The 13,362-nt window shown below is 65.2% G+C and carries 8 protein-coding genes and 2 tRNA genes; 2 read left to right on the top strand and 8 right to left on the bottom strand.

All coding sequences use genetic code 11. The features are described 5' to 3' along the window. Window positions 1–154 precede the first annotated feature (154 nt). Window positions 155–1,579: a deoxyribodipyrimidine photo-lyase gene (locus tag JOE31_RS08915; RefSeq protein WP_209743426.1), complete on the top strand. Its 1,425-nt coding sequence runs from the start codon at window positions 155–157 to the stop codon at window positions 1,577–1,579. Between the two features lie 37 nt (window positions 1,580–1,616). Here the strand turns inward: JOE31_RS08915 and JOE31_RS08910 are convergent, their stop codons facing one another. The 5 genes from JOE31_RS08910 to JOE31_RS08890 all read right to left on the bottom strand — a co-directional run bounded on the left by JOE31_RS08910 (window position 1,617) and on the right by JOE31_RS08890 (window position 7,746). Beyond that, the gene (locus JOE31_RS08910) at window positions 1,617–2,555 is read right to left on the bottom strand and encodes a cytochrome b/b6 domain-containing protein (RefSeq protein WP_209743424.1); all 939 of its coding nucleotides are present in this window, start codon (window positions 2,553–2,555) and stop codon (window positions 1,617–1,619) included. 307 nt (window positions 2,556–2,862) lie between these two features. After that, window positions 2,863–2,939: transfer RNA gene (locus JOE31_RS08905), tRNA-Met, on the bottom strand. Between the two features lie 178 nt (window positions 2,940–3,117). After that, a tRNA-Met gene (locus JOE31_RS08900) sits at window positions 3,118–3,191 on the bottom strand. Between the two features lie 210 nt (window positions 3,192–3,401). After that, window positions 3,402–6,422 (bottom strand): UPF0182 family protein, encoded by a 3,021-nt coding sequence (locus JOE31_RS08895; RefSeq protein WP_209743422.1) that lies wholly within the window; start codon window positions 6,420–6,422, stop codon window positions 3,402–3,404. A gap of 160 nt (window positions 6,423–6,582) precedes the next feature. After that, window positions 6,583–7,746 (bottom strand): PDZ domain-containing protein, encoded by a 1,164-nt coding sequence (locus tag JOE31_RS08890; protein ID WP_209743420.1) that lies wholly within the window; start codon window positions 7,744–7,746, stop codon window positions 6,583–6,585. 219 nt (window positions 7,747–7,965) lie between these two features. On the opposite strand from JOE31_RS08890, the gene JOE31_RS08885 reads away from it, so the two are divergent. Continuing rightward, the gene (locus JOE31_RS08885) at window positions 7,966–9,417 is read left to right on the top strand and encodes a zinc-dependent metalloprotease (RefSeq protein WP_209743418.1); all 1,452 of its coding nucleotides are present in this window, start codon (window positions 7,966–7,968) and stop codon (window positions 9,415–9,417) included. Window positions 9,418–9,437: 20 nt separating this feature from the next. Here JOE31_RS08885 and JOE31_RS08880 read toward each other — a convergent pair whose 3' ends face one another. From JOE31_RS08880 to nudC, 3 genes are all read right to left on the bottom strand, one after another. Beyond that, window positions 9,438–10,073, bottom strand: a complete 636-nt coding sequence (locus JOE31_RS08880; RefSeq protein ID WP_209743416.1) for a M48 family metallopeptidase — start codon at window positions 10,071–10,073, stop codon at window positions 9,438–9,440. Then, a complete protein-coding gene (locus JOE31_RS08875; protein ID WP_374100824.1) occupies window positions 10,073–12,253 on the bottom strand; it encodes an ATP-dependent DNA helicase UvrD2 in 2,181 nt (726 codons plus the stop codon). The genes JOE31_RS08880 and JOE31_RS08875 overlap by 1 nt, the downstream gene beginning before the upstream one ends. Before the next feature lie 70 nt (window positions 12,254–12,323). Further along, window positions 12,324–13,337 carry an NAD(+) diphosphatase gene (gene nudC, locus JOE31_RS08870; RefSeq protein WP_209743414.1) on the bottom strand — a complete coding sequence of 338 codons (1,014 nt, stop codon included), beginning with the start codon at window positions 13,335–13,337 and terminating at the stop codon, window positions 12,324–12,326. Window positions 13,338–13,362 lie beyond the last annotated feature (25 nt).

Below are 13,362 nucleotides of genomic sequence, written 5' to 3'. Positions count from 1 at the left end.
CGGCCGCCTCCAGCCGGGTGCCGATGTCAACAGGAAGAGGCCTGATCCGAACGGAACCGTCCGTGCGGAGAATGAACGCAGGGGACGACTGGAGCGAGTCTACGGCCAAGTTACCGGCCGGTAAATAGCTCCGTGCTGCGTGTACCGTGGAACCATGCCTTCCACCATTGTCTGGCTCCGTGACGACCTTCGCCTCGATGACAATCCGGCCCTGGCCGATGCGGCGGCCCTGGGCCATCCGCTGACCGTCGTCTACATCCTGGATGAAGAATCACCGGGGGTGCGGCCGCTCGGCGGGGCGGCCAAGTGGTGGCTCCACCATTCACTGGCGTCCCTGGCCGGCGCCCTGGAAGCGGCGGGCTCCCGGCTGGTCCTTCGACGCGGGAGCGCCGCCGGAATCATCCAGGAGCTGGCTGCCGACACCGGAGCCACCCACCTCAGGTGGAACCGCAGGTACGGCGGACCCGAACGCAGCGTCGACGCCGGGGTCAAAGCCTGGGCAGGGGAACAGGGACTTGATGCGGCGAGCTTCCAGGCCAGCCTCATGTTCGAGCCATGGACCGTCCGCACCGGGGCGGGCGGGCCGTACAAGGTGTTCACGCCATTCTGGCGCGCATGCCTCGAAAGCGGGGAGCCACGGGTGCCCGCCGATGCCCCGGGCACCCTGCCTCATCCAGCCGGGCACAGAGACGGCGGGCTGCCGCAAAGCGATGACCTGGATGGCTGGGCGCTGCTCCCCCGCACGCCCGACTGGAGCGCAGGACTCGCAGAACAGTGGACGCCCGGCGAAGCCGGCGCCCACAGCCGGCTGGAGGACTTCCTGGACGGCCCTGTCGAAGAGTATGGAACCGGCCGCGATCGGCCGGGAGTCGAAGGCACCAGCCGCCTCTCCCCCCACCTTCGCTTTGGTGAGATCAGTCCCTTCCGCGTCTGGCATGCGCTCCGTGAGCGCTTCCCGCGCCAGGCTCCCGCCGACGTCGGAATCTTCCGCTCCGAATTGGGCTGGCGCGAGTTTTGCTGGCAGCTTCTGTACGAGAACCCGGAACTGGCCAGCCGAAACTACCGTCCCGACTTTGACCGGTTTGAGTGGCAGACGCCGTCCGACGCCGAGCTGGATGCCTGGCAGCAGGGCCGGACGGGCTACCCGCTGGTGGACGCGGGGATGCGCCAGTTGTGGCAGACGGGTTGGATGCACAACCGCGTCCGCATGGCTGCCGCGTCCTTCCTGGTGAAAAACCTGCTCGCGGACTGGAGGCTGGGCGAAGCGTGGTTCTGGGACACGCTGGTGGACGCCGATTCCGCAAGCAACCCGGCCAACTGGCAATGGGTGGCGGGCTCCGGAGCGGACGCCTCCCCCTATTTCCGGATCTTCAACCCCGTGACGCAAAGCAAGAAATTCGACGCCGCCGGCCGCTACCTGCGGGAGTTCATTCCGGAAATCGCGGACCTCAGTGACAAAGAGATCCACGAACCGTGGAAGGCGCCGGAACTGGCCGCCGGGTATCCCGAGCCTGTGGTTGGCTTGCCGGAGTCACGTGAGAGGGCCCTGGAGACCTACCAGAAGCTCAAGGACAGCTAACCGGCGGCGCGGTTCAGGAGCCCCTGCTGCGGACCGCTCAGCGGCTGCTGACCTTGCCCATCAGGGAAGCTATGGGACTCAGGAAGAGCGGGCGTGCCAGGAACCATGCGGCGACCATCACGGCAACTGACGCCGCGAAGATGCCGAATCCCACCCAGCTGACGTCGTCGCTGCCGCCGTACATGTGGTTGAGGTTCCGGAGGGCGCCGGTGGCCAGCACCAGGAAAACGTGGACCACAATGAAAGCGACGAAGTAGATCATCACCGGGAAGTGCACGGCGCGGGCAGCCTCGATCGGGTAGGCCTTGTTCAGCGCCTTGGCATTCTTGGGCCAGGCCGAGGACATCCGCAGACCTGTGATGAACGCAAGGGGCGTCGCGATGAAGACAGTGAGGAAGTACGTCAGCAGCTGGAGGGCGTTGTAATTGACCCAGCCGTTCTCCGTTGGCCAGTTCAGCGAAGCGTACTGCAGCGCGGCCGAGAGCGCGTTGGGGAAGACATCCCAGCTGGTAGGCACGATCCTGGCCCACTGGCCGGTGGCGAAGAGCAGGCCGGCGAACACGATGCCGTTGAGGATCCACAGCGCGTCAAGGACGAGATGGAACCACAGCGCCAGGCTGATCTTCGTCGGCGCGTTCCTGGTGCGGACCAGGCCCTTGTTGTTCCGGGTCCAGTAGGCGGCCGGACGCGTCTGCGTGCGCACCTGCCAGCCGGAACGGATGATCAGCAGCACGAAGAAGCCGTTGAGGAAGTGTTGCCACGCCAGCCATGCCGGGAAGCCCACGGGAGTTCCCTCGGGCAGCTCTGAATGGCCCGGGTAGGCCGCCAGGAAGTCCTTTACCCCGGCGAGCCCTGTGACCCACTTAGCGAGCAGTACCACGAGAAGAAGGGCTACGAGCGCCGCCGGCACTGCCCAGTACAGCTTGGCCCATTTGCTCTTCGCAGTTCCGGACTTCTTCTTGGTTGGTAGAGACATCGAGCAGCATTCCTCTCGAGAATGATCGACTAGAAACAGGCGGGTCCACCCTGCCGGGTGCACCGACAGGAGCGGCGGCCGGGTTAAGTGCGCCTTAATAGCTTGAATCATGAACAGCGGAAGAGCGAACCCGTGCGGGGCGGCGGTCATGCCCCGCAATATAGCGTCCACTTCCTGGCAGCGACGGCCTGCCCACCGCAGGACGTTGCCTCCGCGAATGAGAATACTAGGAAATGCTAGTAGTCGGTGCGCCTCAGACAAGAAAAGAGGCCCTGACCGGAATAATTCCCGGTCAGGGCCTCTCATATGGTTGCGGGGACAGGATTTGAACCTGTGACCTCTGGGTTATGAGCCCAGCGAGCTACCGAACTGCTCCACCCCGCGTCGCTTGATCAACACTACCCTACTTTTGGGACCGCCCCGACCACCACCAAGGCCGGGCCACGGCCGACGCGCCGGACGGCCCGCCGTGCGGTCCGCCGGACGGTCCAGGAGCAACCCGGTGGCGGCAAAGCAAAAGGCCCGGAAATCTCTTTCGAGTTTTCCGGGCCTTTTCCATCAGTTGCGGGGACAGGATTTGAACCTGTGACCTCTGGGTTATGAGCCCAGCGAGCTACCGAACTGCTCCACCCCGCGTCGCAAGAACAACATTACCTGCCGGTGAACTTCAGACCAAATTGAGAGGACGTGATCTGCGTCTCCGCGCCGAAACGGGCCTTCCGGACCGGCGATGCCCGGCCCGGGAATTGGTTCCCCGCCGGAAACGGCAAAGGCCGGTTTCCCCTTCCTTGTGGAAGGGAAAACCGGCCGGCGCGGGCGGGCGTTACGGGGACGCCGCCCTCCTGATCAATTACTCGGAGACGGCGACGGCGTCGCGGCAGCCGATGGGGCCGCCGTGGGAGCAGTGGTGGCTCCGGGCGTCGGCGAGGCACCTTCGGCACCGAGCTTCGCTTCGGCGTCGATGGCCTTCTGCAGGGCCGCGGACAGCTTATTCTGCTGCTCGCCGTAGGCGGCGAAGTCCCCCTTGGCCAGAGCCTCCTGGCCGGCACGGATGGCTGCGTTCGCCTCATCCAGCGCGGCCTTCAGCTCCGCCTTGGCGTCCGTACCGCCGGTGGCCGGCGGAGTGCTTCCTCCGGCTGCGGGCGGCGGCGTCTGGCCGTTATTGGCAAAGTCACCGGCCTTGGCGCCCGACTGGCCGCCGAAGAGCTGGTTCAGCGCTTCATCCAGTGTCGGCGCGAACCCGATCTTGTCACCGAAGGCAACCAGCACGCGCTGCAGTGTGGGGTAGGACGTTTCGCCCGTGGAGCGCAGGTAGACGGGCTGCACGTACAGCAAACCGCCGCCCACCGGGAGGGTCAGCAGGTTGCCGTTGAGGACGGCGGACGCGCCTTGCCGGAGCAGGTTCAACGCCTGGGACACCGTGGGATCGGAGTTGAACTTGTTCTGGGCCTGGCCCGGGCCCGGGACCTGAGCTTCCGGGGGAATCTGCAGCAGCCGGAGCTGGCCGTAGCTTTCCGCCTTCACGCCCTTCTGGTTGCCGGCATCGGAGTCCGCAGCCAGGAAGCCATAGAGCACGTTGCGGGCGGTCCCGTTGACCACCTGCGGAATGAACGAGGAGGTGAGCTGGAAGGCCGGCTTGTCCTGGTCAGGCATCTGCAGTGACATGTAGAACGGCGGCTGCTTGACCTCTTCCTTGACCGTTGGATCGTTCGGCACGGACCAGGCATCGTTGTTCGTGTAGAAGTTGTCCGGCTGGGTGACGTGGTAGCGGCCCAGCAGCTCACGCTGAACCTTGAACAGATCCTCGGGGTAGCGGACGTGGCTCATGAGCGCACCGGACATCTCCGAGTACGGCTTCAGGGAGGTCGGGAAGACGTTCTGCCAGGCCTTCAGCACGGGGTCCTGGTCGTCCCAGGCATAAAGCGTCACCGAGCCGTCATAGGCGTCAACCGTTGCCTTCACGGAGTTGCGGATGTAGTTCACCGAGCTGTTCGGCAAGGCGACCGTGCGTCCGGCCGTGGTCTGCGAATCTGCGGTGGCCGCGGAAAGCTGCTCCTGCTGCGAGTACGGGTAGTACTGGCTGGTGGTGTAGCCGTCCACTATCCACTTCACGCGGCCGTCAACCACCGCCGGGTAGGCGTTGCCGTCGACCGTGAGGTAGGGGGCGACCTTTTCGACGCGGTCCCTCGGGTTGCGGTCGTAGAGGATCTGCGACTCGGTGTTCACGCCGTCGGACAGCAGCAGGTCGGACGATTGGAACTTGATGGCGTAGAGGACCTTGTTGAAGAAGCTGCCCACGTTCGGGCCGCCGTTGCCGGTGAAGGTGTACTGGGTTTCGCCGTCGCCTTCCTTGCCGGCAGGGCGGTCCTGCTCACGGTGCGGCGAACCCTCGGGTGCCCCTACGATCGAGTACTCGGGCGAATTTTCGCCGAAGTAGATCCGGGGCTGGTAGGTCGAATCGTTGCCGAGCACGCCGGTGGATGGAATGCCCGCCTGTAGGAACTCAGGCTTGCCGTCGGCGGTGAACTTGTTGCCCTTGGCGGCCACTACGCCGTAACCGTGGGTGTAGACCACGTGCCGGTTCAGCCAGGACTGCTGGTTGGCGCTGAGGCCGTCCGGGTTCAGCTCGCGGACGGCAATCACAGTGTCCTGCACCTTGCCGTCAACTTCATACCGGTCCACGTTGAGCGCGCTCGGGAACTGGTAGTAGGGACGGTACTGCTCGAGCTGGGAGAAGGCGTCCGAAATCAGGTTCGGGTCCAGGAGGCGGATATTGGCAGTGGTCTGCGCGTCCGGTGCCAGGGCGCCCGTGGTGGCGTTAGTGGTGGCGTTGTACCGCTTCTCCTGGATCTTATCCAGGCCGTAGGCGGCACGGGTCATGCTGATGTTCCGCTCGATGAACTGCCTCTCCAAGGTCTGTTCCGACGGGCGCACCTGGAACTGCTGGATGACCCACGGGTAGACACCGCCGGCAAGGATGGAGGTGATGACCAGCATTGCCGTGCCGATGACGGGCAGGCGCCATTTGCCGATCACTGCGGCGACGATGAACAGGATTGCCACCAGCGCAGCCGCTACAGCCAGGATCGACTTGGTGGGGATGACGGCGTTGACGTCCGTGTAAAGCGCGCCGGCCCAGCGTCCGTTGCTGTTCTGAACTGAGGAATAGCGGTCCAGCCAGAAGTTCACGCCAAGCAGAAGCAGGAAGACCGCACCGGTGACGGCGAGGTGGATTTGCGCAGCACGGCTGGTGAAGATGCCGCGTTCCATGATCCGGATGCTGCCGTAGAGGTAGTGCGTCAGGATTCCCGCGATACCGGCGACCACAACAACGCTGATGAGGAAGCCGGTCACGAAGCCAAGGAACGGAAGGGTCATCAGGTAGAAGCTGATGTCCAGGTTGAACTGCGGATCGTTCTGGCCGAACGGCTCCTGGTTCAGGAACAGCAGCACTTTCTGCCACTGGCTGGCGGCAGCGCTTCCGGCAAAGAGACCGAACAGCACCGGCAGGCCGATCATGACCACGCGGCGGACGGGTTCCAGTTGCGCCTGGTAGCGGTTCAGGTTGTCCCTGATCTCCGAGTCCGGCGCGTAGACGGGACGGGCGTGGTACGCGATGCGGATGGCATAGAACATGGCAACGAACATCAGCGCGAAGCCGGCAAGGAAGATAATGATCCGGGCCAGGTTCTCCGTGAGGAATACTTCAAAGAACCCGAGCTGCTGGTACCAGAGGACATCGGTCCAGACATTGGCGAAGAAGATGAATCCGACCACAACCAGTGCTACGACGATCAACGTCGGCGTCAAGGCACCTCGCCTTGGCTGGGGTCTTCCGGGCGGAGTGGAGCTGGCGGGACGGGACAAACTCGGTACCTCATAGCTGGTTGTCAGTTACTGGTCTTGTCAAAAAATCAAGGTGCGGGTGATGATGTGCTGCCGGAACTACCGCGTCGCCCCGAAGACGGGGCTCAGCAGCAGTCACTAGTGCCACGAGTGGCACTGGTGCTTAGTTCCTGCAATTAGTCTAGTTGCTGGTGCACGCGGGAAGCCCGGATGTGTCCCCGCCTGAACCGATCACGGTGACGGCTTCCCGTGCCTCAGCCAGGTTCTCGACTTTGACCACCTGCAACCCGTCCGGAATGTGTCCCACCACTTCCGAGCAGTTGGCCGCCGGCGCCAGGAACACGTCGGCGCCGTCCGCCCTGGCCCCGTACATCTTCTGTCCGATCCCGCCGATGGATCCCACGACGCCGTCGGGCGTGATGGTGCCGGTCCCGGCGATGTGTTTGCCTCCGGTCAGGTCCCCCGGCGTGACGGTGTCGATGATGCCCAATGCGAACATCATGCCCGCGCTGGGGCCGCCCACCTTGTCGAGGGAAATCTTGACGTCAAAGGGAAACTTGAAGTCGTACTGCAGCAGCACACCGAGGATGAACTTGCCTGCCGCGTTCTCGGTGGGGGTGATGGTTTCGGTCACCGGCGAACCGTTCCGGTCGACGACGACCGTGGCCGGCTTCCCCTGCCCGGCGGCAAGTTCCTCCTGCACCACGCTGAGCGACGTCACAGGCTTGCCGTTCACAGTGTTGAACACATCGCCGGCCTGCAGTTTGCCGGCGGACGCCGACCGCTCTGCAAGGTCCGCCACCCGCAGTTTCTGCTCAAAGGGAATATCAAGTTCCTTCAGGGCGGAAGCCGTGGCGTTCTCCTGGGAGGTGGTCATGGCCACGGCACTTTCCTGCTGGGATTCCTCCTTGGTGACCCCGCTCGGAAAGATGAGCTCTTCCGGATAGACAGCCTTCGACTTATCCAGCCAGGCTGAGAAAGCCTCGAACACGCTGACCGGGCCGTTGGGTCCGCCGTCGACATAGACAGTGGTGAGGTCCAGGTTGCCCTTGGCCGGAAACGTCTCGCGGCCGGTAACGCTGATGACCGGTTTCCCGTTGTCATTGGCGAGGGTGTTAAAGGTTGGCCCGGGCGATTCCACGACATAAGGCACGGGAAGGCTCGCGGCGGTGACACCCAGTGCCAGTGCCACCAGCCCTGAGGTCACCATGGCGGGGTAGCGGTTGTCGCGTGCTTTGGCCCGTCGGGACTTCGGCCGGCGCAAAAGACTGCCGCGTGTGCTCCCGCTGCCGTTTCCGGATTCCGCCGGATCCCCCGGAACCTGGTCACCCTGAGTGATTGACAATGAAGGACCTCTCCGTACCTGCGCCCGCGGACGCGGCCCCGTGGCTGAACCGGATCGCACTGACGGCAGCCTGCAAATATTCCGATTACTAACACTACGCGTTGAGCAGGCGGTGCCGCTCTTTGCCTACAGCGAACGGGGCCGGATTCGGCAGACAGCCGCCAACGCACCGGGGTACCGTGAAGGTGAGCAACAGTCACACCGACGATCGGCGGGATCATGACCTCCAACCCACTCAATCCGTCCAATGGCGACGACGACAACCCCAAGGATCCGCTTGCGGAGATGCTTCAGAACCTTATGGGCGGGAAGGGCATGGGCGACATAGACCCCGCCGAACTGGCCAAGGCCGCAGGCCTTCCTGACGATCCGAACCTGCTTGCCCAGATGTTCTCGCAGGCACAGGCCATGATGAGCGCCCCCTCTGAAGGGCCCGTCAACTGGCAGCTTGCCCACGACAATGCGAGGCGGGTAGCGGCGAGCGGCACCGACCCCTCGGTCACGGCGCAACAGTCGCGCGATATCGATGAGGCACTGCGCTTGGCCGAATTGTGGCTTGACCAGGTCACGGACCTCCCCGCGACAGGCTTGATCGGCCGCGCATGGTCCCGTGCAGAGTGGGTCGAGGAGACGCTCGGCACGTGGAAGCGGCTCACTGAACCGGTGGCCAACAGCATTGCCAATGCACTGTCCACCGCCATGACCGAGCAGATGCCCGAAGAAATGAAGTCCATGATGGGCGGGGCTTCATCCATGCTGCAGAACATGGGCGGCGCCATCTTCGGCATGCAGCTCGGCCAGGCCATCGGGGCGCTCTCTGCGGAAGTAGTGAGTTCAACGGACATCGGGGTGCCGCTGGCCGACCTTGAAATGGCCCTTCTCCCGGCCAACGTGGCCAAATTCGGCGAAGGCCTGAGCCTGCCCGAGAACGATATCCGGCTTTTCCTGGCGGTGCGGGAAGCGGCGCACGCCCGGCTCTTCGTCCAGGTGCCCTGGCTCCGCGGCCACCTCCTGGGTGCCATCGAGGCCTATGCCCGTGGCATCCACATTGACACGTCCAAGATCGAGGAACTGGCGCGGGAAATCGACCCCGGCAACCCCGAAGGCATCCAGGAAGCGCTCTCCCAAGGTGTCTTCATGCCCCAGCGGACGCCCGCCCAGGAACAGGCACTGGAAAAACTGGAAACGGCGCTGGCGCTGGTTGAAGGCTGGGTGGATGAACTGACCGCAGCGGCCACGGAGAAGTTCCTGCCCTCAGCATCGGCACTGCGTGAGACCGTCCGGCGGCGCCGCGCCACCGGCGGCCCGGCAGAGCACGCCTTCTCATCCCTGGTGGGACTGGAGCTGCGTCCCCGCCGCCTCCGCGAGGCTGCCGCCCTCTGGGCGTCCCTCAAGGAAGAACGCGGCACCGAAGGCCGGGACGCCATCTGGCAGCACCCGGACCTCCTGCCCACGGGCGAGGACCTGGACGACCCCCAGGGATTCAGTGCGCGGCGCAAGCTTGCCGAAGCGAGCGATACGGAAGTGGATGACGCCCTGCAGAAACTGTTGAACGGCGGATTTGACGAACCGGCCGCGAACGATGCAGGCTCCGACCACGACAATGACGGCACTGGCACGGAAACGGGCGGTGCGGGCAAGGACGACGACGGCGGGACGCCGCGGGCCTGACCTGCTAGCTTTCCTGCCCGCTAGCTGAGCACTGACGGAACGTTGGTTCCGTCAGTGCTCGTGCTTTCTCCGTCAACGTCCGGTGAAATTCCGCGGGACGTGGCGAACGCGACGCCCTCCAGGAACGCCTTGGCCCGCTGGGTTTCGGGGTAGGCCTCCAGGAGGCGCCAGAACGCGGCGTTGTGCCCGGCGACGAGCAGATGCGCCAGTTCGTGCAGCAGCACGTAGTCGATCACCCATTGCGGCATGGGCCGCAGCTTGTCCGAAAGCCTGATGGTTCCGTCCGCAGGTGTGGCCGAACCCCAGCGGGAGTTCTGGTTACTGACCCAGCGCACCGAAGTCGGCACGGAACGGCCCCCAAGGTACTTGGCCGACAGTTCGGCTGCGTGCGCGGCGAGCGCGGCGTCAGTGGCCGGCTTGCGTTGTCCTGCCCCGCGCGACCGCCGGACTCCCTGCAGCCGGAGCTTCTCCAGCATCCGGTGGACCCATTCGCTTTCCTGTGCCTTGCTGAAATGGGCGGGGATGGCCACCACTGCCGTGCCGTTCTCCCAGAACGCGGCCACGGTCCGGCGCCGGCGCGCGGAGCGGCGGACCAGCACCGGGGCACCGTCGGAAGTGGTCAGCGGAATCGCCCGTGGTTGGGCGCTTCCGGCCATCAGGCGCTGCCGCTTTCCGTGAGGACCTCGAGCACGGCTTCGCCGTATTTTTCCAGCTTCGAGGGACCGATTCCGGCCAGCTGGGACAATTCCTCCAGGGACGCCGGCCGTGCCTCCGCGATGGCAGTCAACGTCGCATCGGTAAACACCACGAACGCCGGAACTTCGGCTGCAAGAGCCACGTCCTTCCGCCACTGGCGCAGCGCGTCGAAGGTCTGTTCTTCATAGCTCGGCGGGCACTGGCTGCAGCGGCCGACTTTGCGTTCGGCGCCGGTGGACAGCATGCTTCCGCAGACCCGGCACATCGCAGGTGTCGCCGCCTTCCGCCGGGGAGCCGGACCCTTGCCGCGCGCCGTCGAACTGGCCACCGAATCCGGCCGAAGGCCGTCCAGGAACCGCGACGGCTTCCGGTTGGCCCTGCCGCCGGGGGTCCGGGCCAACGACCAGGACAGCGACAGATGCTCCCGCGCCCGGGTGATGCCCACGTAGAGCAACCGGCGCTCCTCATCCACGTCCTCCGGGGAGTCGGCGAACGAGATCGGCATGAGCCCTTCGCAGAGGCCCACGAGGAAGACCGCATCCCATTCGAGGCCCTTGGCGGCGTGCAGGGACGCCAGGGTCACCCCTTGAACGGTGGGGGCATGCTGGGCAAGCGACCGTTCCTGCAGTTCGTTGACAAAATCCGAGAGGCTGAATTGTGGGCCCCGGCTCAGCACCAGCTCATCCGCCAGTGCAACCAGTGCGGCCAGCGACTCCCAGCGTTCCCGCAGCGCTCCGCCGTTGTGCGGGGCGGATTCCGTGTAGCCCAGGGACGCCACGATGTCCCGGACCAGCTGGCCCAGGGGCTCGGGTTCCGAGGTTTCGGCAGCGGCCCGGGTGGCAGCCCTTAGTTGGAGGATTGCGTCCCGGACTTCCTTGCGGGCGAAGAACCGTTCTCCGCCGCGCAGCTGATAGCCGATTCCGGCCGAAGCCAAAGCCTGTTCATAGGCCTCGGACTGCCCGTTGGTGCGGAACAGCACGGCGATCTCGCTGGCCGGAGTGCCGGCGTCGAGCAGTTCGCGGATCTTGATAGCTACCGTGGCGGCTTCGGCTTCATCGTCAGCGCACTCAGTGAACTGCGGCGGAGGCCCCGGCTGCCGTTGCGCGACGAGCTTGAGCGGCGCCGCCCAGGCGGCGTCCGCCACAGGGCCGCCGCTGCGCCGTCCCGCGAGCAGGTCATTGGCCAGCTTGACCACCTGGGGCGTGGAGCGGTAGTCCCGGATCAGTTTGACGACGTTGGCGCCGGGGTACATGGCTTTGAAACCGAGCAGGTGTTTGGGTGAGGCGCCGGTAAACGAGTAGATGGTCTGGCTGGCATCGCCTACGACGCACAGCTCGTCGCGTCCGCCCAGCCAGAGCTCCAGGAGCCGCTGTTGCAACGGCGAAACGTCCTGGTATTCGTCCACCACGAAGTGGCGGTACTGTTCGCGGACAGTGGCTGCCACCTTCGGGTCCTCCTGCAGGATCCCGACAGTGATCAGCAGGACGTCCTCAAAGTCGATGACGTTGCGGTCCGTTTTGACGTCCTCATAGGACTGGAACACCCGCGCCACGGCTGTCAGGTCGAACCCTCCGGGGTTGCCGCGGTCCTGCGCATTCTCGAGGTAGTTCGCCGGCGTCAGCATGGATACCTTGGCCCACTCGATCTCGGAGGCGAGGTCCCTGATGGATGCACGGTCTGTGCTGAGCCGGAGGCGGCGGGCGGCTTCGGCGATCATCTGCGCCTTGTGGTCGAGGAGGTTCGGCAGCGCTCCGCCGACGGCCTGCGGCCAGAAGAATTGCAGCTGCCTCAGCGCTGCAGCGTGGAACGTCCGAGCCTGGACGTTGCCCACCCCCAGGTCCCGGAGCCGGCTCCGCATCTCCGCCGCAGCGCGCGCAGTGAAGGTCACGGCCAACAGCCGCTGCGGGCTGTAGACGCCTGAGTGCACCCCATAGGCAATGCGGTGGGTGATGGCGCGCGTCTTGCCGGTGCCTGCACCCGCGAGCACGCAGAGGGGCCCGTTCAGCGTGCTCGCAACCTCCCGCTGCTCGTCGTCCAAACCGCCGAGAATGCGCTCTTCCAGGGACCGGCTGTCCGGTAGGGCGGTACCGGGGGACGCGCCGTCGCCGGGCAAAGTGCGTTCAAAATTGTCAGTTGTCACTTGCTGCTCATGTCGATTGGTGCTTGGTGGATCAGTTCTGTCAGTCGGAGGTCCGCAGTGCGTGGTGAAGTCATTCGCCGGCCGGGCGGTCCTGGATGACGCCGCCGTACCAGTGCTCAATCAGGGAACGGGCAATGGACAGCCGGCTGGAAATAACGATCTCCCCGCTCAACACAGCGGCCTGGAGTTCCGCGCGGCTGAACCAGCGCGCCCGGGTGACCTCCACGCCGTCGGGCGTTGCCTCGGTGTCCAGTGTCCTGGCCGTGAAACCCAGCATGAGCGAGGCGGGAAAAGGCCACGACTGGGAACCGAGGTACTGGGTGGCCGTAATCCGGACACCAACTTCTTCCTGGATTTCGCGGACGACTGCCTGTTCCAGGGACTCCCCCGGCTCCACGAATCCGGCCAAGGTGGAATAGTTTTTCGCATCGAGGGGCCCGCCGCCACCCAGCAGGAGCCGGTCATCCGGGCCCACCACGGTCACGATTATCGCGGGGTCCGTCCGGGGGTAGTGTTCGGAGTTGTCGGCGGGACAGCGGCGGACCCACCCCCCTGCTTCCACGACAGTCGCGGCACCGCACCGCGGGCAATGAACGTGCGTTGCGTGCCAGTTGGCGATGGCACTGGCCTCGATGAACAGGGCGGTGTCCGTGGCGTTCAGGCTGGCCGCCACGTCCCGGAACCCCGTCCACACGGCGTCCGACGGGATTCCGGCGATGCCGCGTTCGAACTGCTCCGCCCGGACCTCGAACGGCTCGGGCAGGACAAAAAGGACAATTTCCGTACCTTCGTCCAGGTGCGAGCCAGCGAGGGCGGAACCGAGGTAGATGGTCATCGACGGCGGCGTTCCGGCCTCGCCCAGGCTCTCCGCGAGTCCGGCGGCATCCGTCAGCAGGAGGCTGTCGCCGCGGACCAGAGCCTGGCGGTGCGAGAGGACCATGGCCAGCGCCCGTCCTGAGCTGACCACGGAGTCAACCATGCCCGGTTTCATCCGGGCACCCGATCCCCTGTCAATGAGGGCCGGACGGACCGGTAGGACCGTGTCCATAAGGTGGTTCGCCGGGAGCCGCGTCAACGGTGGCATGCTGCCCCGGGACGCATTTTCTGTT

The organism is Arthrobacter sp. PvP023 (assembly GCF_017832975.1).
Taxonomy (GTDB): Bacteria; Actinomycetota; Actinomycetes; order Actinomycetales; family Micrococcaceae; genus Arthrobacter.
This window is presented reverse-complemented; position numbering and strand designations above follow the sequence as displayed.

Bases quoted from the DNA above. Each gene is read 5' to 3' on its own strand.
- nudC (WP_209743414.1), bottom strand. From the start codon at position 13,337: ATGCCACCGTTGACGCGGCTCCCGGCGAACCACCTTATGGACACGGTC.
- JOE31_RS08880 (WP_209743416.1), bottom strand. From the start codon at position 10,073: ATGGCCGGAAGCGCCCAACCACGGGCGATTCCGCTGACCACTTCCGAC.
- JOE31_RS08910 (WP_209743424.1), bottom strand. From the start codon at position 2,555: ATGTCTCTACCAACCAAGAAGAAGTCCGGAACTGCGAAGAGCAAATGG.
- JOE31_RS08915 (WP_209743426.1), top strand. From the start codon at position 155: ATGCCTTCCACCATTGTCTGGCTCCGTGACGACCTTCGCCTCGATGAC.
- JOE31_RS08885 (WP_209743418.1), top strand. From the start codon at position 7,966: ATGACCTCCAACCCACTCAATCCGTCCAATGGCGACGACGACAACCCC.